Origin of the sequence: Buttiauxella cochleicola (assembly GCF_021282405.1) — a bacterium.
Taxonomy (GTDB): Bacteria; Pseudomonadota; Gammaproteobacteria; order Enterobacterales; family Enterobacteriaceae; genus Buttiauxella; species Buttiauxella massiliensis.
The window spans coordinates 151,254-173,466 of sequence record NZ_JAJSOU010000007.1 but is presented as its reverse complement, the minus strand read 5'-3'; the positions used below and the strand labels follow the sequence as shown (position 1 = coordinate 173,466).

Genomic DNA, 22,213 nt, shown 5'->3' with positions numbered 1-22,213 from the left:
CCTGTACGTAAAAAATCAAAGTGGCATGAGCTCACACCACTTTTCGCATTTTAATTTAGTACGAAAAACAAGCAAAAAACAGCCCGGGTTCTGGCAGTTGACAGTTTCACTTAATGGGGATCGTGGTGATGCGTATGGCTACAAGCCTGCTCTTCCCACCATTTTCGCTTTGTGGTCTTACCAATCCCAGGGTTCATGCTGTTGGTTGGGTCATTGGCCTTATAAAACTGTTTTAAGCTGTCCGGCGCTTCGTACAAATGCCCAACGTTATGCTCTGCCGGATATTGCGCACCGCGCGTGCGCAGCAACTCAAGCATCTGCTCCTTCAATGCATGTGCATCAACCCCTTTCTTAACAATGTAATCCTGATGGAAAACATGGCACATAAAGTGGCCGTAATAGAGGCTGTGGCTAATCTGGCTGCTGATTTCTGGCGGTAGTTGCTCAAACCATTCCTGGTCGTTACGACGCAGGGCAATATCGAGTGCCAGAATATCCTCCACTTCGTTGGCATGTACGGCGTGATAACGTACTGCTGCACCGGCCGCTGCAAAACGGTGTAAAAAGGCTTTCGCCCCTTCGGTTGGTGTGCAGACGAAAAAGCCGCCTTCAGCCTGCTCGAAATAGCTCTCCAGCCAGTTACGGGCCTCGCTAATACCTTCGCCAGACATCTTCAATAACAGGTGGTGTTCATATTTACCGCGCCACTCTTTCATCCGTGGTGGTAAGTGGCTTGGGCTCCAGCCGCTCAGGCGTTGCAATACGCGGTCAGTGAAGTGGGGTTTTATAAACGGGACTTTTTCAATCCACGCATCGGTGCGACCTTTCAAGGTAAAGAACAGCGGCATTTTATCGGTGCCGAGTTTATCGATCATCATGAAGGTGTCTTTGCCATACACTTCGGCAATATCGTAAATATCGCGGTGCATGTATTCGCCCGCCACCGGCAGGTTTTCAAAATTAGCCAGGATGTGGCGACGGATTTCAGTCAGCACTTCCGGTTTATTGGTACCGATGTAGAACACTTCGTTTTGTTTTTCTGCCACAAAAGTATCGAGGCGCACAGCAAATACTGCGAGCTTTCCAGCGCAGCCAGAGGCTTCAAACAGGCGGCTTGGGTCGGCGTTAAAGCGTGATGGTGTGTCAGCATCCACATCACGCACGCGCTCGGCGTAATCTTTATCGGATGCCTGGCGCTGGTCATGGAGCACATTTTCAGGCTTCACACGCTCGTCATCGAGCTTGCCAAGGATCTGTTCAGGCGTAACACCCAGATCGATACCCAGATGGTTCACCAGCGTTAATTTGCCTTGTTCATCAATACGGGCGTATAGCGCCATTTCGGTATATGCCGGGCCACGTTTAACCAAAGAGCCGCCGGAGTTATTACAAATCCCGCCAATCACCGACGCACCAATGCACGATGAACCAATCACTGAATGCGGCTCACGGCCCAGCGGTTTAAGGGCTTTTTCCAGCTGATATAGCGTACTTCCAGGGAAGGCCAGCACCTGCTTTCCGCCATCTAACAGCTGCAATTTATCCAGACGCAGGGTGCTGATAATGACAATTTCGCGGTCGTAATCGTTGCCATTTGGCGTTGAGCCTTCCGTCAGACCGGTATTTGCGGCCTGCATCAGAATAATTTTGTCGGTGCTTACGCAAATGCTCAGAACACGCCATAACTCAAGCAATGTGCCAGGGAAAACGACCGCTAGCGCATCGCCCTGGCCGGAACGAAAACCTTTACGATAGCGCGCCGTTTTTGCCGCATCGGTTAACACATGTTGGCTGCCCACCAGACGGTTCAGCTCATTTATGAATGTTTGTTTTTGGGATGGTGTAGGGTTAGACATTTATCCGCTCCTTGGGAAAATATTGACGACTACAAGCATAGCTCGCAAATCGATAATGAATCGTCTTAAACGTCCGGAAAATCAGCAGATAACACCGAGGCGACACTTCTTACAGCAGTAACCTTGTGGCACACTGCACGTCTTATCACTTCGTGCGGCCCTCTGTGGCGGCTTGAGCAAGAGAGTAATGTCGATGAAATGGCTCTGTTCTGTAAGTATTGCAGTTAGCCTTGCGCTGCAACCCGCGCTGGCTAATGAAATGTTTGGTCCACACCCGTTAACCCCGGAAGCGCGTGACGCATTCGTCACTGATTTGCTGAAGAAAATGACCACCGACGAGAAAATCGGCCAGTTACGATTGATCAGTGTTGGGCCAGATAACCCGAAAGAAGCCATTCGCGAGATGATCAAAGATGGGCAAGTCGGGGCGATTTTCAATACCGTGACTCGTCATGATATCCGCACTATGCAAGATCAGGTGATGGATCTTAGCCGCCTGAAAATCCCATTATTCTTTGCTTACGATGTGGTTCACGGTCAACGTACAGTGTTCCCAATCAGCCTCGGTTTAGCCTCCTCCTTCAATCTGGATGCCGTGAAAACGGTAGGGCGTGTATCGGCTTATGAAGCCGCAGACGACGGCCTGAACATGACCTGGGCGCCGATGGTGGATGTGTCGCGCGACCCGCGCTGGGGCCGTGTCTCCGAAGGTTTTGGTGAAGATACTTACCTGACTTCCATCATGGGTCGTACCATGGTTGAAGCGATGCAGGGCAAAAGCCCGGCAGACCGTTACTCGGTCATGACCAGCGTGAAACACTTCGCGGCCTATGGCGCAGTTGAAGGTGGCAAAGAGTACAACACCGTTGATATGAGCCCGCAGCGGTTGTTCAACGACTATATGCCTCCGTACAAAGCCGCACTGGATGCAGGCAGCGGCGGTGTGATGGTGGCACTGAATTCCCTGAACGGCACTCCGGCATCTTCCGACTCGTGGCTGCTTAAAGATCTTCTGCGTGATGAGTGGAAATTTAAAGGCATTACCATTTCAGACCACGGTGCCATTAAAGAGCTGATTAAACACGGTGTGGCGAGTGACCCGAAAGATGCGGTACGTATTGCGTTGAACTCCGGCATCAACATGAGTATGAGCGATGAGTACTACAGCAAGTACTTACCGGAGTTGGTGAAAAGTGGTGCTGTGCCAATGGCTGAACTTGATGATGCCGCGCGCCATGTGCTCAACGTGAAATACGATATGGGCTTGTTTAATGACCCGTACAGCCACTTAGGGCCGAAAGAATCCGACCCGCAAGACACCAACGCTGAAAGCCGCCTGCACCGTAAAGATGCTCGCGAAGTTGCACGTGAAAGCATGGTGTTGCTGAAAAACCGCTTGCAAACTTTGCCGCTGAAAAAATCTGGCACCATTGCCGTGGTTGGCCCGTTGGCTGATAGCAAACGCGACATGATGGGTAGCTGGTCTGCCGCAGGCGTTGCTGACCAGACGGTCACCGTTTTGCAGGGCATTAAAACTGCGGTTGGCGGAAACGCTAAAATCGTGGTCGCTAAAGGTGCAAACGTCACTGACGACAAAGGTATTGTTGATTTCCTTAATCAGTATGAACCAGCTGTCTCGGTAGATAAACGTTCTGCCAAAGAGATGATCGACGAAGCGGTGAATACTGCGAAATCTGCCGATGTGGTGGTTGCTGTTGTTGGTGAAGCTCAGGGGATGGCGCACGAAGCCTCAAGTCGTACCGATCTGGTGCTGCCACAAAGCCAGCGTGATTTGATTGCCGCGCTCAAAGCCACCGGTAAACCGCTGGTGCTGGTGATGATGAACGGTCGCCCGTTGGCGTTGGTCAAAGAAGATCAACAAGCCGATGCGCTGCTGGAAGCCTGGTATAGCGGTACTGAAGGCGGTAACGCGGTGGCCGACATTCTGTTTGGCGATTACAACCCGTCAGGCAAATTGCCGATGTCCTTCCCACGTTCTGTTGGGCAGATCCCGACTTACTACAGCCACCTGAACACCGGTCGCCCGTACAATCCAGAAAAACCAAACAAATACACCTCACGCTACTTTGATGAAGCCAACGGCCCGTTGTATCCATTCGGTTACGGCCTGAGCTACACCACTTTCAGCGTATCTGATGTGAAAATGTCTGCACCATCAATGAAAGCGGATGGCAAAGTCGAAGCCTCTGTTGAAGTGAAAAACACCGGTGACCGCGCAGGCGAAACCGTGGTGCAGATGTATTTGCAGGATGTGACGGCGTCGATGAGTCGCCCGGTGAAAGAGCTGAAAGGCTTTAAGAAAGTCTCACTCAAACCTGGCGAAACCCAGACCGTAAGCTTCCCGATTGATGTCGAAGGGCTGAAGTTCTGGAATGCGCAGATGAAACACATTGCCGAGCCTGGCAAGTTTAATGTGTTCATCGGGCTGGATTCTGCCCGCGTTAAGCAGGGCGAGTTTGAACTGAAGTAATCCCTTCGTCCTTGAATCTAATCCCAAATAAAGAGCCGGTTTTCCGGCTCTTTTCTTATTCTGCCCGCCTCGTTGTACCAACCTCTCAAAATTCGTCTAAACTTTTGCGACTCCATGATTTTTAAGCAAAGAAAAACAGCGAGGAAGCACGATGAACTTAGCAGCGCGTTGGAGCATGGCAGGGTTAGCATTGTTAGCCGCAGGGGCGCAGGCCGCAGAGCCTGTCAAAGTCGGCTCGAAGATTGATACCGAAGGGTCGTTGCTCGGCAATATCATTTTGCAGGTACTGGACAGCCACGGCGTGAAAACCGTCAATAAAGTGCAGTTGGGCACAACTCCAGTGGTGCGTGGGGCGATTACCGCAGGCGAACTGGATATTTACCCGGAATACACCGGCAACGGCGCATTCTTCTTCAAAGATGAAAAAGACGCCGCGTGGAAAAATGCGCAGCAGGGCTATGAGAAAGTCAAAAAACTCGATGCCGAAAAGAATCACCTGGTGTGGTTAACGCCTGCTCCTGCGAACAACACCTGGACCATTGCGGTGCGCAAGGATCTGGCCGAAAAAAACAAACTCACCTCACTTGACGATCTCAGCGCTTATTTGAAAAAAGGCGGTGAATTCAAACTTGCGGCTTCCGCTGAATTTATCGAACGCTCCGATGCGCTTCCTGCCTTTGAAAAAGCCTATGGCTTTAAACTTGAACAGCCGCAACTGCTCTCGCTGGCTGGCGGCGACACGGCTGTGACCATAAAAGCTGCTGCGCAGCAAACCTCTGGGGTGAATGCGGCAATGGCCTACGGTACTGATGGCCCGGTGGCGGCTCTGGGTTTGCAGACGTTGAGCGATCCAAAAGGTGTGCAGCCAATTTACGCGCCAACGCCTGTTGTACGTGAAGCGGTGCTAAAGGCTTATCCGCAGATGGACGAGTGGCTAAAACCGGTGTTTGCATCACTTGATGAGAAAACACTGCAACAGCTTAACGCCAGCATTGCGGTGGAAGGGCTGGATGCCAAAAAAGTGGCTGCTGATTACCTGAAGCAAAAAGGCTTCGTGAAGTAGGTTGCTGATCTTCTGGTGGATGTTGCTTACGCTAATCCACCCTACAGGTTGAAGTAGGCCGGATAAGCGCAAGCGCCATCCGGCAAGACAATAATTACAGGATGTCTGTTTGCTCAAAATTCATAATCGCGTTCTGTTGCTGCTGGTGATTTTGCTGGTGGTAGCGGGCGCAGTTCTGCCATTTATCAACTTTGCGCCTAACCGCCTGGTTTCCGGGGAATCTATCGCGCTTAGTCGGCTTCCTGAACATGTTGGTCTGATTCTCTCTCTTCCAGTACTTATTCTGGCATGCCTGACTCTGGCACCTTCCCGGCGACTGTCATTAACACTGACGCTTATCACGGGCGAGCTGTTTTTTATCGCCATTTTGTGGGTGACGGGGCACACCGCCTCGCAATTTGCTGAACAAGGGAACGCGCTTGCGCGAACGTCTCCCGGTAGCGGGCTATGGCTGTCTTTAACTCTGTGCCTGCTGCTTTGTGCCGATACCATCAACCGTCTGACACCCAATGCGCTCTGGCGTTTACTGCTCAATTTGCAGGTCTGGATCGCACCGGTAGCGCTGCTGTGGAGCGGGTACTTTGCCGATCTTTCGCTGCTTAAAGAGTATGCCAACCGCCAGGATGTGTTTGATGATGCGCTAACTCGCCATCTGGCTTTATTGGCAGGGACTTTGCTACCCGCCCTGATGGTTGGCGTGCCGCTGGGCGTGCTGTGCTACACCCGTCAGGGCTGGCAGTCTCCGGTGTTCTCCGTGCTTAATGTGATTCAGACGGTACCGTCTGTGGCACTGTTCGGGCTGTTAATTGCGCCTCTGGCAGGGCTTGTTAAGTTAGCTCCGTGGCTCGGCTCACTTGGCGTGAGCGGGATTGGTGTGGCTCCGGCACTCATTGCACTGGTGTTATACGCATTGCTGCCGTTGGTGCGTGGTGTTGTAGCAGGCTTGCAGCATGTTCCACGTAATATTATTGAAAGTGCTGAGGGCATGGGAATGTCGCGCTGGCAGATTTTCTGGCGGGCGGAAGTACCGCTGGCGTTGCCAGTTTTGCTGCGTAGCTTGCGTGTGGTTTGCGTGCAAACCATTGGTATGACGGTGATTGCAGCGCTAATTGGTGCCGGTGGGTTTGGGGCAATTATCTTCCAGGGATTACTCAGTAGTGCGCTGGATTTGGTCTTGCTTGGTGTGATCCCGGTTATCGCGCTGGCGGTCATCCTCGACGCGCTTTTTAAACTGTTTATCTCATTACTTGAGGAAAAACAGCCATGATCGAATTTGAAAATGTCAGCAAGTTCTTCCAGGGCGAAGCCGCTGTGAGTGACTTGTCGCTTAACATCAAGGAAGGCGAGTTTACGGTACTGATTGGCACATCCGGTTCCGGCAAATCCACCACGCTTAAAATGATTAATCGCCTGGTTGAACACGATACCGGGCGCATTCGCTTTGCCGGAGAAGAGATCCGCAATTTTGACGCCAAAGTGCTACGCCGTCGTATGGGGTACGCGATTCAGTCTATTGGGCTTTTCCCTCACTGGAACGTTGCGCAGAACATTGCCACCGTTCCGCAACTGCTTAAATGGCCGAAAGCACGTATCAGTGCGCGTATTGACGAATTACTCGCTTTACTCGGTCTGGAAGCTGATCAATTTCGTGACCGTTACCCACATCAACTTTCCGGTGGGCAACAACAACGTGTGGGGGTAGCGCGAGCGCTGGCGGCCGACCCGGAAGTGTTACTGATGGATGAGCCGTTTGGTGCGTTGGACCCGGTAACACGCGGTGCGCTTCAGCAGGAGATTATTCGCATCCACCAACTGCTTGGACGCACCATCGTGCTGGTGACGCATGATATCGACGAAGCGTTGACGCTTGCTGACCGCATTGTGCTAATGGACGGGGGAAAGGTGGTTCAGCAAGGTACGCCGCTGGAGCTGTTAACTCACCCGGCGACAGATTTTGTGCGCGACTTCTTTGGTCGAAGCGAATCAGGCGTGCGGTTGCTATCGTTGCGCCATGTTGCGGATCGCGTACGAACGCAGGAACGTTTAGAGGGCGAACCGATCGGTGAAACCATCACATTGCGTGAGGCACTATCGTTGTTTGTTGACCGCCAGTGCCAACAGTTGCCGGTAGTTAATCAGCAAGGTGAACCCTGTGGCGTACTGCATTTTAGTGATTTAGTGGGTGTTGAAGAGCGGCGAGGTGAAAATGCGCCTGTTACGTGACCCGCTACTTTGGCTGATTGCACTCTTTATGGCACTGCTGGTGTTGATGCCATACAGCAGCGCATTGTTCAGTTGGCTGTTTCCAGAGCTGGAAAGGCCGCTTTATCAGCAAGACAGTTTTATTGCGCTGGCGTTAAAACACTTCATGCTGGTCGGAGTTTCAAGCGTAGTGGCGATTCTCGTAGGCGTCGGATTGGGTGTTGTTGTGACTCGCCCGGCAGGGCTTGAATTCCGTTCACTGGTTGAAACCATTACGGCTGCAGGACAAACATTTCCTCCGGTAGCGGTACTGGCTATTGCGGTTCCAGTGATGGGGTTTGGTCAGCAGCCTGCGATTATCGCCCTGGTGCTGTATGGCTTGCTGCCGATTTTACAAGGAACATTGGCTGGAATTGGCTCAGTGCCGGAAGCGACTAAAGAGATTGCATTGGGCGCCGGGATGAGCCGCTGGCAGATGTTGAGAAAAGTTGAGTTGCCACTGGCAGCACCGGTGATTCTGGCAGGGATCCGTACTTCGGTGATTATTAATATTGGGACTGCGGCGATTGCATCAACCGTTGGTGCCAGCACTCTGGGCTCGCCGATAATCATTGGTTTGAGCGGTTTTAACACCGCCTATGTGATTCAGGGGGCTCTGCTGGTTGCGATGGCGGCAATTGTTATTGACCGCCTGTTTGAGCGTCTTTTGCGCTATATCACGCGTTATGAAGGATGACGATATAACCCATCAGCACCACGCCGCCAATTCCGCCGATAGCCATTACCAGCATGCCGCCCACCAAGGCTATTTTACTTAGTTTCATCTTTATGTCCGCTCCATACGTTACGCGGACGATTATAAGATGAAGCGGGCTTGTTAATGAACTATTAACTTTGCCTTATGCGCGTTCAGTCGATTGTCCGTTGCTCATTAGTGGGAAAATTTGCAGTCCTGCACAGCGCCAAAGCTCCAGTTGGTCGAGCTGATTGGGCGTCGGTGTATCACCACACCACACCAGCAGTGTTTGTTGAGCAAAAAGCTCAGGTCGCAATTGATGGAGTGGATGGGCCAGCACATCAATGCGCCAACCCTGCTGGATTGCCATCCAAGCAGCCATCCACAAGCGCGTGGTATCGGGCGTGTCCCAACCTACAAGTAACGCATCTTTGCCGCTGCGTTTACGCGCCGAGGCAAGGCACAGTGCAATGTAGTTGATCAGTGCGCCATCCAGGAGGCTCAGTAGAGTATTCAATGTGACTTGATGGCATTGCAGGCGGCGACGAAGGGGAGTGTAAAGCTGATGGACGAGGGTTTCTGCGGGATAATCACGGCCAATGTCAGCCATCCAGGTACGTAATCGGTTCGGGCTGCCGCTTTGCAAATGGTGGAGCAGCAGTTCCTGGCGTTCACGCCAGCCGCTATCCAGATCCTGGAGTTCGCCGCCCAATAAGGCTTTCACCTTGCCGACCTGAACGCCGTTTTCAATCCAGCGTTTGATTTCACGGATACGTTCGATGTCGTCATCATCAAACAAGCGATGCCCGCCATCCGTGCGCTGAGGTTTTAATAGCCCGTAACGTCGTTGCCAGGCACGCAACGTCACGGGGTTAATATCGCAAAGCACAGCCACTTCACCGATGGTATAAAGCGCCATGTTAAATCCACTGTCTGCCCGGGAAGCCCCCGTATAACTGTAGTCAGTGACGATAACTTTGGAGAACTATTTAGTCGTCGAAATACCAGTAGCCCTGATTTACCAGCTCAGTCAGCACGTTAACAAATTCCGGGTTCTCTAACGCGTCGCCCAGTTCTGTTTGACCAAGTGTGGTGTAACGGCACAATGCGTCCGCTGCTGCCGGAACAGGTGCTTCCATTGCTTCGCTATTCACGAAGAACTCACCGTCAACATTCAGCACTCGTAAACCGCTCAGACGAGTCAGGTTTTCACCGCCCAGTAACGCATCAAGGATTTCATCTTGCTGATATGGCGGCTCTGCCGGAGCAACATCCAGTTCGTGGCGCGGTGTGGTAACAAAGCGGCCGAACCACTGTTTGAAATCTTCTGGCTGGCTGATGACTTCCATCATCATGTCACGCAGGCGATTAAGTTCGTAACCTTCAACTTTGCCAGGATGTTCGCGGACGGTTAAGTCAGGATCGCTATAGTGCTCGCCACCCAGATCGTTTTCCAACGCGTAATCAGCAAAACTACTGATCAAATCGCGGCCATTTGGCCCACGGAAACCGACGGAATAGTTGAGTGCAGTTTCGTGAGTGAAGCCATCGTGTGGGAAGCCCGGTGGAATATACAGAATATCGCCACGTTCCAGGTCTTGATCAATGATTGGCTCGAACGGATCAACATGCAACAACGCAGGATGTGGGCAGAACTGGCGCATTGGCAGTTTGTCACCCACGCGCCAGCGACGGCTACCCATGCCCTGAATAATAAACACATCGTACTGATCGATATGTGGACCAACACCGCCGCCAGGTACGGAGAAAGAGATCATCAGGTCGTCTAAACGCCAGTCTGGCAATACGCGGAATGGGCGCACCAGTTCAGCAGATGGCGCGTGCCAGTGGTTTACAGCCTGTGCCAGCAATGACCAACCGGTTTCGCCCAGGTTGTCAAAATGCTCGAAAGGACCGTTGGCTGCTTGCCACTGACCGTTGGTATGGCTAACCAGTCGGCTATCCACCTCAGCTTCCATAGCGAGACCGGCTAACTCATCCGGGGTTATCGGATCGACAAAATCAGGAAACGCATTTTTTAAGATGACCGGCTTTTTTTGCCAGTATTTCTCTAAGAACTCAGGCCAGTCTAAATTAAGTTGATAATCCATTTTTTTGATACCAGTGGTGGATAAACGGGCTCGATTATAGAGAAGAGCGGCTACTGGCCGCCTTGTCATGAGTCAAGGCAAGCGGTAAGAGGGCTTAGAAAAAACAATACAGCCTCACGGTAAAAAGTGGGACAATAGTGGCTGTTTATACAGTAAAAGTGGTTTTTATGGCCTTGTCCTCCGCTCAAAAAGAGCAAATCGCCGCCTGGTATAAGGCGCTACAACAGCAGATCCCGGACTTTATTCCGCGCCCACCGCAACGGCAAATGATTGCCGAAGTGGCGAAAACGCTCGCGGGTGAAGCGGGGCGTCATCTGGCGATTGAGGCTCCTACCGGCGTGGGGAAAACGCTTTCATACCTGATCCCCGGTATCGCTATTGCACGCGGCGAGCAAAAAACGCTGGTGGTCAGCACGGCAAACGTGGCTCTTCAGGATCAAATATTCAGCAAAGATTTGCCGCTGCTGCGCAAAATTATTCCCGATCTGAAATTTACCGCCGCGTTTGGCCGTGGGCGTTACGTTTGCCCGCGCAATCTTGCCGCTCTGGCAACAGACAACGCCTCACAGGGCGATTTGCTGGCTTTTCTCGAAGACGAGATGGCGCCGACCAGCAAAGATGAACAGCAGCGTTGCGTAAAACTGAAAACCGATCTTGATGCCTATAAATGGGACGGGTTGCGTGACCACACTTCGCAAAATATTGAAGACGATCTCTGGCGGCGCTTAAGCACTGACAAAGCCAGTTGTCTGGGGCGCAATTGCCACTGGTATCGTGAATGCCCGTTTTTTGTGGCTCGCCGTGAAATAGACGATGCCGAAGTGGTGGTCGCTAACCACGCTCTGGTGATGGCCGCGATGGAAAGTGATGCGGTGCTGCCTGAAGCCAAAAACCTGCTGCTGATTTTAGATGAAGGCCACCATCTGCCGGATGTGGCGCGTGACGCGCTGGAAATGAGTGCCGAAGTCACGCCGGGTTATAGCCGTTTGCAGTTCGATCTCTTCACCAAACTGGTCGAAACCTGCATGGCGCAGTTTCGCCCAAAAAGTCCACCGCCGCTGACCAATCCAGAACGTTTGACCAATCATTGCGACGAAATTTTTGAGCTGCTCAGCTCATTTAACAGCATTGTTTCATTGTGGTTGCCGGGCGAAAAAGAGGCCGAGCATCGTTTTGAAATGGGCGTGCTGCCCGAAGAAATTATGGTGATTTGCAAGCGGCTGGCAAAGCTGATGGAAGGGCTGCGCAGCCTGTCGGAGGCCTTGCTTAACGATCTTGGCGAAAAAACCGGAACGCACGATATTGTGCGTTTGCACCGTTCACTGCTGCACATGAACCGGGCGTTAGGCTATTTCGAAACGCAGAGCAAACTGTGGCGGCTTTCGGCAATGGAAAAGGCATCGGGAGCACCTGTGTCGAAGTGGGTGACGCGAGAAATCCGTGAAGGGCAGCCACATCTGTATTTCCATTGTGTGGGCATTCGTGTTTGCGATCAGTTAGAAAAACTGGTCTGGCGCAACGTTCCACATGTGATTGTGACCTCTGCAACGTTGCGCTCGCTGAATAAATTTGACCGACTGCAAGAGATGAGCGGGCTGGATGAAGATGCGGGCGATCGTTTTATTGCGCTGGATTCCCCGTTTAACCATGTCGAGCAGGGCAAGCTGGTTATACCGCAGTTAACCGTTGAGCCAACTATGGAAAATGAAGCTCAACACTTGGCTGAGATGGCTGCATTTTTCCGTGCCGAACTGGCGAAAGGCGAACACAAAGGCATGCTGGTGCTATTTGCCAGCAACCGTGCAATGCAGGTATTCCTGACGCATGTCACCGATTTGCGCCTGACATTACTGGTGCAGGGGGATATGCCCCGTTACAGACTGGTGGAGCTGCACCGTAAACGCGTTGAGCAGGGCGAAACCAGCGTGCTGGTTGGTTTACAATCCTTCGCTGAAGGGCTTGATTTAAAGGGTGATTTACTCAGTCAGGTACACATCCATAAAATCGCTTTCCCGCCTATCGACAGCCCAGTGGTGCTCACTGAGGGTGAATGGTTAAAAACCCTGAAACGCTATCCTTTTGAAGTACAGAGTTTACCCAGTGCTTCATTTAATCTTATCCAACAAGTTGGACGTTTAATTCGTAGCCATGGCTGTTATGGTGAGGTAGTGATTTATGACCGCCGCCTGTTGACCAAAAATTATGGTCAACGTTTACTGGGTGCGTTACCGGTGTTTCCGATCAGTCAACCCGAGGCGCCAGCAGCTAAACTGATTGATACCACGCCGAAAAAGACGGTGCGGCGCAAACGTGTGAGCAAGAAATAGAAAGGAGAATCTGAGTGGATTACCGTAAGATCATTAAAGAAGTCGGGCGCGGTAAGAACCATGCTCGCGATCTGGATTTTGACACCGCTCGTGGCTTATATGCCCATATGCTCAGAGGTGAAGTTCCAGAACTGGAGCTGGGTGGGGTGCTGATTGCATTGCGCATCAAAGGGGAAGGCGAGGCGGAAATGCTCGGTTTCTATGACGCGATGAAGCACCACATGATTACACTTACGCCTCCAGCGAACAAACCAATGCCAATTGTTATTCCTTCTTACAATGGCGCGCGCAAACAGGCGAACCTCACGCCATTGTTGGCTATTCTGCTTAATCGCCTTGGATTTCCAGTGGTAGTACACGGTGTTAGCCATGACCCAACGCGTGTATTAACTGAAACCATTTTTACACTGATGGGCATTGAACCAACGTTACATGCGGGTCAGGCGCAAGCTAAACTAGATTTACATCACCCGGTTTATATTCCTGTCAGTGCGCTGTGCCCTCCGATGGAAGATCAGCTCGCGATGCGCTGGCGTATGGGTGTACGAAATAGCGCTCATACACTTGCCAAACTGGCGACTCCATTTGCAGAAGATGCCGCATTACGTCTTGCCAGTGTTTCCCATCCTGAATATGTCCCGAAAGTAGCAAAATTCTTTGCCGATATTGGCGGCCGTGGCTTGCTGATGCATGGAACAGAAGGGGAGGTGTATGCCAACCCGCAACGCTGCCCGCAGATTACGCTTATCGACAGCCTCGGTTCGCGCGTAGTGAGTGAACGCCAGACGGAAGTCAGCGATGAAGAAGTGGTGCTGCCTGCTGGAAAAGACCCGGAAGTGACCGCCCGCTGGATTGAACGTTGCGTTGCAGGCGTTGAACCCGTACCGCAGTCATTAAAAATACAAATGGCATGTTGTCTTGTGGCAACGGGTGAAGCTACGACATATGAGGAAGGTTTAACCCGCGTTAATCAGGTCTTCTGATTCATGGTTGTTTGACAGAAAAACGACAAAAAAAAGCCCGCGATAAATGGTCGCGGGCAACAAGGGTCATAACAGAGTCAAACAGGGTGGAGCAGAGCTCCAAAATGAGGGTGTATCAGGGCAATACAGCAGTCTTACTTGTAGATAACCGCAGTACCGCTCATTTTTCCGTTGGTGTTAGCAGAAGTGATTGAGTACGCTTTTGCGCCAGCTTGTTCTGCTTTAGAAGCCAGTTGCGCTTCCAGGCCATCCAGAGTGGTTGCGTTATCAGCGGAAACTACACCGATTTTGTTCATGTTCTGAGCATCAGCAGCGCTGATAGATTGTGCAGCCATTGCACCGAAAGAAAGAGTGGTCAGGGCGATAGCGGCTACAGCATATTTGATGGTTTTCATAATTAATTCTCGCAGGTTATTCTGTTTAAAGTGACGTTGTTCCGTCGATGTGATTATGGTCACACTTTTGAGCAGAATAATAAATCGAATAGAATTGACCACCTTATTCAAAATTTTTGAAGCTAAGCTAACTCATTGAAATGAGTAATGATTAGCACGCGAATTATCATCTCTATTTATGTAACACAGATCCCGCTTCGCTTTTCGCATCTTTTGCTACTTTTTTTGCCATCACGCATCTGGTCTGTCCTGCAATCGCTTGCGCGCTATTTTAAGAGTGAAAAATAAAAAACGGCCCGAAAGCCGTTTTTTATCGATGGTTTACATCAATCCCAGAAGTTTAGGAATAAACAGGGAAATTTCCGGGATGTAGGTAATCATCATCAGTGAGACGAACAGGGCAGCGTAGAAGGGTAACAGCGGTTTAATGAGGTTCTGGATTTTAACTCCAGTGATGGAGCAACCGACAAACAGCGCGCTACCCACCGGCGGGGTCAGCAAGCCGACGCACAGGTTTGCCACCATCATGATGCCGAAATGAACCGGGTCCATCCCCAAATCTTGCGCAATTGGCAGGAAGATTGGCGTGAAGATCAGCACCGCTGGCGTCATATCCATGAAGATGCCGACAATCAGCAGCACAATGTTGATCAGCAGCAGGATCACCAGCGGGTTATCGGAAATGCCCATCAGCGTGTCGCTGATCATGTACGGGATATCCGCGTTGGTCATCGCCCAGGACATGCCCACCGAGAAACCAATCAGCAGCAGAACAATGGATGTTGTGACCACTGAATCAAGGATCAGCTTTGGTAAATCACGCCATTTCACTTCGCGGTAGATCAGCACCGAGAGCACAAAGGTGTAAACCACCGCGATGGCTGAGGCTTCTGTCGCGGTAAAGACGCCGCCCAGAATCCCGCCCATAACGATGATAACTAACAACAAGCTCGGCAGCGCATCGAGAAACGCTTTGGCTGCTTGTGCGCAGGTTGGACGCGCTGATACCGGATAGCCACGACGTTTGGAGATAATCCAGCATACCAACATGACTGACAGGCCCATTAATATGCCCGGCAAATAACCGGCCATAAACAATGAGGCTACCGATACGCCACCCGCCGTCAGCGAGAAAACGATCAGCACGTTAGAAGGCGGGATCAGCAATCCGGTAATACAGGATGAGACGTTGACCGCCGTAGAAAACGCCGGGTCATAGCCTTCTTTGTTTTGAATCGGCGAAAGCGTGCCGCCAACAGCCGCCGCAGCAGCAACAGCCGAACCGGAAATGGAACCAAACATCATGTTCGCCAGCACGTTAACGTGGCCCAGTGAACCTGGAATGCGCCCAACCATTATTTGCGCGAGGTTGATTAAGCGGATGGCTATGCCGCCGCTGTTCATCAGCGTTCCGGCAAAGATAAAGAACGGAATTGCCAGCAGAGCAAAGTTATCCAGGCCGTTGGCGAGGCGTTGTGAAACGGTGATAATCGCCACATCCCACGGGAACATCAGCAGCATTGAAGAAACGGTGGCAATGCCAATCGCAAATGAAATCGGAACGCCGATAAAGACCAGCACGAAGAACGCACCAAATAAGGTGAGGGCGATATAAGTTTCCATTATTTCCCTTCCTTGCTGACCAGAGTGTGAGCGTCGGTCAGGATAAAATAGAGCGAGTAAAACATCATAATTGCCCCGCTTAATGGCAGCACAATGTAGACATATCCCATCGGGATTTGTAACGCTGCTGAGAGTTGCGAAGTGGCTAAGGTTTTTTCAATCAGTTTCAAGCCACCGTTGACGATAACCGCACCCGAGAACAGCAACACCAGTGTGTTGATGAGAATGCCGAGCAGCGGCTTTTTATGGTCTGGCAGCATCATCGCAAGAAAATCGATGGACAGATGGCGTTGTGCGCCAACGGTATAGGACGCACCTAAAAGACCGACCCAAATCATCAGAAAACGCGCCAGTTCATCGGTGAGGGTGCTGGGCTGGTTTAGTACATAGCGGCTGAAAACTTGCCACACTACGCAGAGAACCAGAGCGATCATCACCAACACCGAAAAAGTGGCAATAGTCCGGTCTACCGCAAGCTTTATGGGCTTAAGTATCATGTTTACATACCTGAAAATTAACCTGGACGAGCGGGCGATGACTTATCACCCGCTGAAACTTGCAGCTCTAAATTACTCAGCAGCGGATTCAAACTTAGCCAGCAAAGCCGCCTGTTTTGGATCTTTAGCAAAGTCGTCATAAAGCGGTTTTACTGCAGCACGGAATGGAGCTTTATCAACGCTCAAGATAGTTGCACCCATTGCTTTAGCCTGGGCACGCGAATCGGCATCGACTTTTTCCCACAGTTTTTGCTGGTAAGCTTCGGAGTTTTTCGCGGCGTTAATCAAGATTTGTTGCTGCTCGGGCGAGAGTTTGGCCCAGGTTTTAGTCGAAATAACCAGGAAGTCTGGAATGGAGGTGTGTTCATCTTCGGAGAACACTTTGGCAATTTCGATATGACGTGTCTGAACCCATGACGGTACGTTATTTTCCGCGCCATCTACCACGCCTTGCTGCATGGCGGTATAAACTTCACCGAAAGAAATAGGAGTTGGCGAGCCGCCCATCAGTTCAACCATTTTTAGTGTGGTTGGACTTGCCTGAACACGAATTTTTAGCCCTTTTAAATCTTCAGGTTTGGTAATAGGTTTTTTAGCATAGAAACTACGGGTGCCTGCAACATAAGCTGAAATAGCAAAGAACCCTTTATCTTTTGTTGAGTCCATAATTTCTTTACCTACCTCACCAAATACCACGCGATTAAAATGCGCCTGGTCTTTAAATAAGTAAGGCAAATTATAAATAGCGTAAGTGTTGTCGAAAGATTCTAAATCACTCGCAGAACCTTTGGTCATATCCAGTGCGCCATTTTGTAAAAGTTCCAGAGTTTCTCTGGCACTTCCCATCTGGCTGCTTGGATAAATACGAATACGCATATTGCCGTCAGAAAGTTGTTGTACCTCTTTGGCAAGTTCTTCAAAAGCCTGGTGTACAACGTGGCTGCGTTCCAGGTTGTGAGCGAGTTTTAAGGTTATCTTATCTGCAGCATTTGCACCTGTAGCACACAGTGTAATAAGTGAAGCGCAAAGTAATTGGCGAGGTAGAGTTAAAAGATTCATGGATTTTGCTCCCTGCAAAAATGTTAAGAAACGAGTAGAGTCAAACATTGCTGTATAACAGCTTATGATATTTGTCCGATAACCATACTGTTCCAACATCACATTTTTTATTTAACCAGCGCGGTATTACTATTTTTTGTGTCCTCGCTCACTCTCTTTTTCTATTTTAGAAATGATTTTAATTTCACAAGCGAATTTACATGGTTATTAGAGGTGGAGTGTAAGGAATAATCGAGTAGATAGCTCGGGATTACTATATTTATAAGTTGTATGAATGATTGCAATTTATAATAAATAATAAAATAACGGTCTCCAAAAAAGGAAACCGCTATCATTGATACCCACGGGATAACCCGTTGGGGCTATTTATAAATAGTTGCGCTACCAAACATCTTGTTCTGACCGCTAGCTGAGTTAACAACAAAGCCTTTTGCCCCTTCTTCTTTCGCTTTCTCTCCAAGCTTGGTTTGTAGATCGTCAAGGTTGCTTGCACCGGTGACGGTGACTGTTCCTGCGGGGCGAAGCTGACCGGTGTTTCCCGCAGACAATTCCTGGGCTGCCATGGTTGCAAACGGTAATGCCGCAAGGGTGACAACCGCAGAAAAATACAGAAATTTTTTCATAATCACATCCTCATTGCTTTTGGGGGATGATTAAAAAACCATCAACACTAAAAGTGTAGGTGCAATGTGGTAAACGATAGCCGCAAAAAACTGATGGACTTGTGCTTATTTTTTGAACAACAAAACTTGACGAAATACTTACAGATCAGTGAGATACAGGTTCATGATTTTGCTGATTTTATCGCGCGTCAGGGCGAATCATATCGAAGCGGTGAGTCTCATCTATCGTGTAATAAGCTGATGGCCCACCCGCTCGTAGCACCGGTTTTGCCAGCGCGGTCTGGTAAATACCGTCTTTTAGCAATGACTCGTCAATATGAACAGCGACCACTTCACCAAGCACCAGCCAGGTATCAATCGCCGTACCGTCGGCAGCTGTGAGCTGAATGCATTGCGACAGGCGGCATTCAAAGTTGACCGGGCTTTCGGCAACCAGGCTTGCTTTGACTTTACGTCCTGCAACGGCAGTTAGCCCTGCGCGGAGAAACTCATCCTCACCGTGGGGTATTGAGGCTGACGTTTCATTCATCTGTTCAGCCAGTTCACGGGTGGTGAGATTCCAGACGAACTCTTTTGTCTCAACGATATTGCACACGCTGTCTTTCCAGCCGCTGCTGGCGAAACCGATAATCGGTGGACGATAATTAAAACAGTTAAAGAAACTGTATGGTGCAAGATTGCGCGCGCCCTGCTGGTTATATGAAGCAATCCAGCCGATAGGGCGTGGGCCGATAATGGCGTTAAGTGGGTCATGTGGCAAACCATGCCCATCGGCAGGTTCGTAGTAATAGCGTTTAGACATAGCGCACCTTATGTTGATTTATCTCAGGCGAAAATCACGCGGCGTATTTACCCCGCAGGGTTCACAGAGTATCTTACGCGCCCACACAAGGAGAAGCCGCAATGAAAACCCCTGACACCACTAAACCGGGTCTGCACCCACGCAACCGCCATCGTAACCGTTATGATTTCCCTGCTCTGACGCAAAGCAGCCCGGAATTGAGCGCATTTTTACGCCCTGGCCCGCATGGCGATACTACGGTTGATTTTGCCGATCCAATGGCGGTGAAAGCGCTGAATAGGGCGCTGCTTGCGCACTTCTACGGCGTGAAAGAGTGGGGTATTCCAGACGGTTTTCTTTGCCCACCTGTCCCTGGCCGTGCTGATTACATTCACCATCTGGCCGATTTATTGGCTGAAGGTAACGGCGGTGTGGTGCCATCTCAGGCTTCAGTGTTGGATGTGGGCGTTGGTGCGAACTGTATTTATCCACTGATTGGCCAGCATGAATATGGCTGGCGCTTTACAGGCACCGATGTGGACCCTGAAGCAATGCGCAGCGCCACGGCGATTATTGATGCTAATCCAGGGCTGTCACGTCTGATTCGTCTGCGTCGCCAGAAAACGCCGACCGCTATTCTTCCAGGTGTAATTCATAAAAATGAGATGTTTGATGCCACACTTTGCAACCCTCCGTTCCACGACTCCGCGCAGGCTGCGCGCAGCGGTAGCGAACGTAAACGCGTAAACCTCGGCCAGGATAAAAATGGTGCGTTGAACTTTGGTGGTCGTGAACAAGAGTTGTGGTGTGAAGGTGGCGAAGTAGCCTTTGTCACCCAGATGGTTAACGAAAGTAAAGAATTTGGCCGTCAAGTGCAGTGGTTTACCTCATTAGTTTCTCGTGGCGAGAATTTGCCTCTGATTTATCGCGCATTGCAGGAAGCGGGCGTTGAGAAAGTCGTGAAGAAAGAGATGGCCCAGGGTCAGAAGCAGAGCCGCTTCATCGCCTGGACGTTTATGAACGACGCACAACGCGCTCGTTGGGCTGCTACACGTTACAAATAGTCAGATAGTGGGATTGGCAGGTGGCAGTGCTCCCGCTGCTGCCTGTGACTCCTGAAGCGCCTGAGTGGCATCGCTGCCGGGTTGCATAACCTGCACGGTTTGTACCGGTGGGCGAATCCCTGCCGCATCAAAGTGTTTCTTCACCATCCCATCTAATGCAAATCGCACCGACCACTGCTTTAAAGGTTGGGTGGTGAATGATACACGCACGGTAAAGGCCTGGTTGGTTAGACCAACAATCCCGGCAAACGACGGCTCACCAATCACCAGCTTGCGAATGTCATCCTGTTCCATCAGTTCATCTACGGCTTCTTTCAGAATTCGGTTTGCTTTTTCAACATCTTCCTGGCGATCCACGTCGTAATTGGCGACAAACGAACCAATACCTCGCACAAAGTTGGCGAAGGTGGTAATCGATGACCACGGAATGATGTGGTAAGCCCCGGTATCCTGGCGCACGCCTACTGAGCGAATTGACATGCGTTCAACAGAACCGGTAATTGGCCCGATGGTGACTAAGTCACCGGTATTCATCCCATTTTCAAACTGAATAAAGACGCCAGTAATGATGTCCTTCACCAGGGTTTGCGCGCCGAAACTAATGGCTAAACCCAGTGCGCCAGCCCCAGCCAGTAATGGGGCGATATTCACTCCAATTTCTGAAAGCAAAATCATGATAGTGATGGTGCTGATAACTACTGCCAGAGCGTTACGGAACAGGGTCAGCAGTGTGCGGGTGCGGGCACTGGGCATCGGTCGACCATGAATATCTGACGCCAGGCGGTTTTCAATCAGGCTTGCCAGTAAAGTCCAGCCTATGGCGGAGAAAAGCAGAATTAACACGATGCGAATAATAATATCGATAGTTTTCTCACCGGCATCGTTGGAAATCCACGCCCACATATCAAACAGTCCCCAGGCGTTTAGTAGCAGCATGACCGCCACGCATACCGTCATAATTCGCGCCATTTTCAGGGCGGCGGAGATCCAGCCATTAAGGCGTTTTTGCAGTTCAGGATAGTTGCGCTGCACCTGTGGTGAAAGGTTGATGGTTTTCGCAAGCCAGCGCGACAACATGCCCGAGATAAACGCCGCGATACCGATAATCGCCAGACTATGCACAGACGCTGCCATCATCCATTTCAGACTGTTGCCCGGGTCGAACAGCGAAAAGAAAAACAACACAACGAAATAGGCGCTCGCCAGCCAGTGCCAGACCAGTGCAAAAGCACGAATAAACAGGCTAAAGAACGCCATTGAGCGGTCGGCTAGTTGAATCAGACTTTGCTGAATCTGGCGTTTGTTGTGGAAAATCAGATACAAAGCCCAAAGGGTGATGCAGAGCATAATCACCACATTGGCAATCGCTCCTACCTGTACGTTTACCTGATTAGAAATAATCGGTACCGCAACCAAAATACCGTAGCCTATCAAGCTGCTTAACCCCGCAAGGCGAAGATTCCAGTAATGTGCACTTTGATCTGGCACCGGAAATGGGCGTAGGTCAGGAAAGCGGGGGCAGAAAATTAAACGCAGGATGGCTTTGAAGAATTCAATCAGCGCAAAAGCATTCAGAAACAGCCCTTGTTGACGGGCGATAGTGCGATTTCCAGCGTTCATCATGTCGCTAAAGATCTGCCCGACGAAAATGGTCAACGCCAGCAATAACAGATCAATGATAAACGCACCGATGATCATCAGTGGCAGATGAAACCAACTCGACCGGTCGCGATTCTTTTTGCGCCCCCATTTGCCCATGCGCGTCCAGACAGGCGTCATGCAGGCACGAATCAACAGATAAAAGGCAAAAACGCTCACGACGAGCATCGTAAAATGCGTCAATGCATTATAAAAAGTTTGTTGATTGAAGGCCTTGTGTGGAGCACCGGTAATATTACGGTGTAGTTGGGCAAAGCGCTGGGCCAGCTCACCTCCGTAGTGGCGGCTTACATCGGTCACATTTTCAAGAACCGTTTTGTCTTCACTCAGTTGTTCTGGTGGAACGATAGCGGGCACCGGATCAGGCGGCGGTGTGGCGGCTACTTTGCGCAATTGCCCAATCAGTTCATCACGCGACTGCGAGTTGTCCAGCACATCGGCCAGGGCTGAATAGGCTTTCTTTTTTTCTTCAAGGTTAGGTTCAGCGGGCGGGGTGGTCGCGTTCTGTTGAGCAGACGCGGCAACAGCCGCAGCCGGTAGAGTGACGGCCTGCGTTTGAAAGCTAAACATGCACAGCAGTAGCAAGAGTAGCGGCACGGCGTTCCTCCGAACTGAAAAGTCAGACAAAGGAATAAGTATAGAGCGCGGGGGTTTGTGGTCGGGAAAACAGGAATTATCTGGTGCGAACGTCGAACTGGTGTCGGATGACGCTGCGCTTATCCGACCTACGCCAAAGCTGACGC

Annotated in this window: 19 protein-coding genes; 8 read left to right on the top strand and 11 right to left on the bottom strand. The window is 50.7% G+C overall.

The window, feature by feature from the left end:
• Window positions 1–110: 110 nt before the first annotated feature.
• Entirely contained in the window at window positions 111–1,856 is a 1,746-nt protein-coding gene (dld, locus tag LVQ79_RS11750; RefSeq protein ID WP_232865065.1) for a D-lactate dehydrogenase, read from the bottom strand.
• A gap of 193 nt (window positions 1,857–2,049) precedes the next feature.
• Between dld and bglX the strand changes: the two genes are divergently transcribed.
• From bglX to LVQ79_RS11725, 5 genes are all read left to right on the top strand, one after another.
• Window positions 2,050–4,347, top strand: coding sequence for a beta-glucosidase BglX (bglX, locus tag LVQ79_RS11745; protein ID WP_232865151.1), 2,298 nt, complete (start codon window positions 2,050–2,052; stop codon window positions 4,345–4,347).
• Between the two features lie 151 nt (window positions 4,348–4,498).
• A complete protein-coding gene (gene osmF / locus LVQ79_RS11740; protein ID WP_232865064.1) occupies window positions 4,499–5,410 on the top strand; it encodes a glycine betaine ABC transporter substrate-binding protein OsmF in 912 nt (303 codons plus the stop codon).
• Between the two features lie 109 nt (window positions 5,411–5,519).
• Window positions 5,520–6,677: an ABC transporter permease gene (locus LVQ79_RS11735; RefSeq protein ID WP_232865063.1), complete on the top strand. Its 1,158-nt coding sequence runs from the start codon at window positions 5,520–5,522 to the stop codon at window positions 6,675–6,677.
• A complete protein-coding gene (locus tag LVQ79_RS11730) occupies window positions 6,674–7,633 on the top strand; it encodes an ABC transporter ATP-binding protein (protein WP_232865062.1) in 960 nt (319 codons plus the stop codon). The genes LVQ79_RS11735 and LVQ79_RS11730 overlap by 4 nt, the downstream gene beginning before the upstream one ends.
• Window positions 7,617–8,348 (top strand): ABC transporter permease, encoded by a 732-nt coding sequence (locus tag LVQ79_RS11725; RefSeq protein ID WP_232865061.1) that lies wholly within the window; start codon window positions 7,617–7,619, stop codon window positions 8,346–8,348. Before LVQ79_RS11730 ends, LVQ79_RS11725 begins: the two co-directional genes overlap by 17 nt.
• On the opposite strand, the gene LVQ79_RS11720 is transcribed toward LVQ79_RS11725, so the two are convergent.
• The 3 genes from LVQ79_RS11720 to LVQ79_RS11710 all read right to left on the bottom strand — a co-directional run bounded on the left by LVQ79_RS11720 (window position 8,329) and on the right by LVQ79_RS11710 (window position 10,459).
• Window positions 8,329–8,436 (bottom strand): YohO family small membrane protein, encoded by a 108-nt coding sequence (locus LVQ79_RS11720; RefSeq protein WP_232865060.1) that lies wholly within the window; start codon window positions 8,434–8,436, stop codon window positions 8,329–8,331. The genes LVQ79_RS11725 and LVQ79_RS11720 overlap by 20 nt on opposite strands.
• A gap of 75 nt (window positions 8,437–8,511) precedes the next feature.
• Window positions 8,512–9,267 (bottom strand): MerR family transcriptional regulator, encoded by a 756-nt coding sequence (locus LVQ79_RS11715; RefSeq protein ID WP_232865059.1) that lies wholly within the window; start codon window positions 9,265–9,267, stop codon window positions 8,512–8,514.
• Between the two features lie 70 nt (window positions 9,268–9,337).
• On the bottom strand, window positions 9,338–10,459 hold the full coding sequence (locus LVQ79_RS11710; RefSeq protein ID WP_232865058.1) for a ribosomal protein uL16 3-hydroxylase: 1,122 nt from the start codon (window positions 10,457–10,459) through the stop codon (window positions 9,338–9,340).
• A 167-nt stretch (window positions 10,460–10,626) separates the two neighbouring features.
• On the opposite strand from LVQ79_RS11710, the gene dinG reads away from it, so the two are divergent.
• A complete protein-coding gene (gene dinG, locus LVQ79_RS11705; protein ID WP_232865150.1) occupies window positions 10,627–12,786 on the top strand; it encodes an ATP-dependent DNA helicase DinG in 2,160 nt (719 codons plus the stop codon).
• 14 nt (window positions 12,787–12,800) lie between these two features.
• Entirely contained in the window at window positions 12,801–13,769 is a 969-nt protein-coding gene (gene ybiB / locus LVQ79_RS11700) for a DNA-binding protein YbiB (RefSeq protein ID WP_232865057.1), read from the top strand.
• A 134-nt stretch (window positions 13,770–13,903) separates the two neighbouring features.
• On the opposite strand, the gene ybiJ is transcribed toward ybiB, so the two are convergent.
• The 6 genes from ybiJ to LVQ79_RS11670 form a co-directional block, all read right to left on the bottom strand.
• The gene (ybiJ, locus tag LVQ79_RS11695; RefSeq protein ID WP_120066057.1) at window positions 13,904–14,164 is read right to left on the bottom strand and encodes a DUF1471 family protein YbiJ; all 261 of its coding nucleotides are present in this window, start codon (window positions 14,162–14,164) and stop codon (window positions 13,904–13,906) included.
• 321 nt (window positions 14,165–14,485) lie between these two features.
• Window positions 14,486–15,787 (bottom strand): TRAP transporter large permease, encoded by a 1,302-nt coding sequence (locus LVQ79_RS11690; RefSeq protein WP_232865056.1) that lies wholly within the window; start codon window positions 15,785–15,787, stop codon window positions 14,486–14,488.
• Window positions 15,787–16,284: a TRAP transporter small permease gene (locus LVQ79_RS11685; RefSeq protein WP_232865055.1), complete on the bottom strand. Its 498-nt coding sequence runs from the start codon at window positions 16,282–16,284 to the stop codon at window positions 15,787–15,789. Before LVQ79_RS11685 ends, LVQ79_RS11690 begins: the two co-directional genes overlap by 1 nt.
• Before the next feature lie 72 nt (window positions 16,285–16,356).
• The gene (locus tag LVQ79_RS11680; protein ID WP_232865054.1) at window positions 16,357–17,343 is read right to left on the bottom strand and encodes a TRAP transporter substrate-binding protein; all 987 of its coding nucleotides are present in this window, start codon (window positions 17,341–17,343) and stop codon (window positions 16,357–16,359) included.
• A gap of 362 nt (window positions 17,344–17,705) precedes the next feature.
• Complete coding sequence (gene mcbA, locus LVQ79_RS11675; protein ID WP_034456479.1) at window positions 17,706–17,966, bottom strand: DUF1471 family periplasmic protein McbA; 261 nt, start codon at window positions 17,964–17,966, stop codon at window positions 17,706–17,708.
• A 178-nt stretch (window positions 17,967–18,144) separates the two neighbouring features.
• A complete protein-coding gene (locus LVQ79_RS11670; protein WP_232865053.1) occupies window positions 18,145–18,768 on the bottom strand; it encodes a flavin reductase family protein in 624 nt (207 codons plus the stop codon).
• A gap of 101 nt (window positions 18,769–18,869) precedes the next feature.
• Here LVQ79_RS11670 and rlmF point away from each other — a divergent pair, with 101 nt between their 5' ends.
• Window positions 18,870–19,811, top strand: coding sequence for a 23S rRNA (adenine(1618)-N(6))-methyltransferase RlmF (rlmF, locus tag LVQ79_RS11665; protein ID WP_232865052.1), 942 nt, complete (start codon window positions 18,870–18,872; stop codon window positions 19,809–19,811).
• Here rlmF and ybiO read toward each other — a convergent pair whose 3' ends face one another.
• Entirely contained in the window at window positions 19,812–22,067 is a 2,256-nt protein-coding gene (gene ybiO / locus LVQ79_RS11660) for a mechanosensitive channel protein (protein ID WP_232865051.1), read from the bottom strand. It abuts the gene before it with no gap.
• Between the last annotated feature and the right edge of the window lie 146 nt (window positions 22,068–22,213).

Excerpts from the sequence above, each read along its gene's own strand:
- LVQ79_RS11725 (WP_232865061.1), top strand. The coding sequence starts at position 7,617 with ATGCGCCTGTTACGTGACCCGCTACTTTGGCTGATTGCACTCTTTATG.
- LVQ79_RS11710 (WP_232865058.1), bottom strand. The coding sequence starts at position 10,459 with ATGGATTATCAACTTAATTTAGACTGGCCTGAGTTCTTAGAGAAATAC.
- LVQ79_RS11690 (WP_232865056.1), bottom strand. The coding sequence starts at position 15,787 with ATGGAAACTTATATCGCCCTCACCTTATTTGGTGCGTTCTTCGTGCTG.
- bglX (WP_232865151.1), top strand. The coding sequence starts at position 2,050 with ATGAAATGGCTCTGTTCTGTAAGTATTGCAGTTAGCCTTGCGCTGCAA.
- rlmF (WP_232865052.1), top strand. The coding sequence starts at position 18,870 with ATGAAAACCCCTGACACCACTAAACCGGGTCTGCACCCACGCAACCGC.
- LVQ79_RS11730 (WP_232865062.1), top strand. The coding sequence starts at position 6,674 with ATGATCGAATTTGAAAATGTCAGCAAGTTCTTCCAGGGCGAAGCCGCT.
- osmF (WP_232865064.1), top strand. The coding sequence starts at position 4,499 with ATGAACTTAGCAGCGCGTTGGAGCATGGCAGGGTTAGCATTGTTAGCC.
- ybiJ (WP_120066057.1), bottom strand. The coding sequence starts at position 14,164 with ATGAAAACCATCAAATATGCTGTAGCCGCTATCGCCCTGACCACTCTT.
- LVQ79_RS11720 (WP_232865060.1), bottom strand. The coding sequence starts at position 8,436 with ATGAAACTAAGTAAAATAGCCTTGGTGGGCGGCATGCTGGTAATGGCT.
- LVQ79_RS11685 (WP_232865055.1), bottom strand. The coding sequence starts at position 16,284 with ATGATACTTAAGCCCATAAAGCTTGCGGTAGACCGGACTATTGCCACT.
- mcbA (WP_034456479.1), bottom strand. The coding sequence starts at position 17,966 with ATGAAAAAATTTCTGTATTTTTCTGCGGTTGTCACCCTTGCGGCATTA.
- LVQ79_RS11680 (WP_232865054.1), bottom strand. The coding sequence starts at position 17,343 with ATGAATCTTTTAACTCTACCTCGCCAATTACTTTGCGCTTCACTTATT.
- dld (WP_232865065.1), bottom strand. The coding sequence starts at position 1,856 with ATGTCTAACCCTACACCATCCCAAAAACAAACATTCATAAATGAGCTG.
- dinG (WP_232865150.1), top strand. The coding sequence starts at position 10,627 with ATGGCCTTGTCCTCCGCTCAAAAAGAGCAAATCGCCGCCTGGTATAAG.
- LVQ79_RS11670 (WP_232865053.1), bottom strand. The coding sequence starts at position 18,768 with ATGTCTAAACGCTATTACTACGAACCTGCCGATGGGCATGGTTTGCCA.
- LVQ79_RS11715 (WP_232865059.1), bottom strand. The coding sequence starts at position 9,267 with ATGGCGCTTTATACCATCGGTGAAGTGGCTGTGCTTTGCGATATTAAC.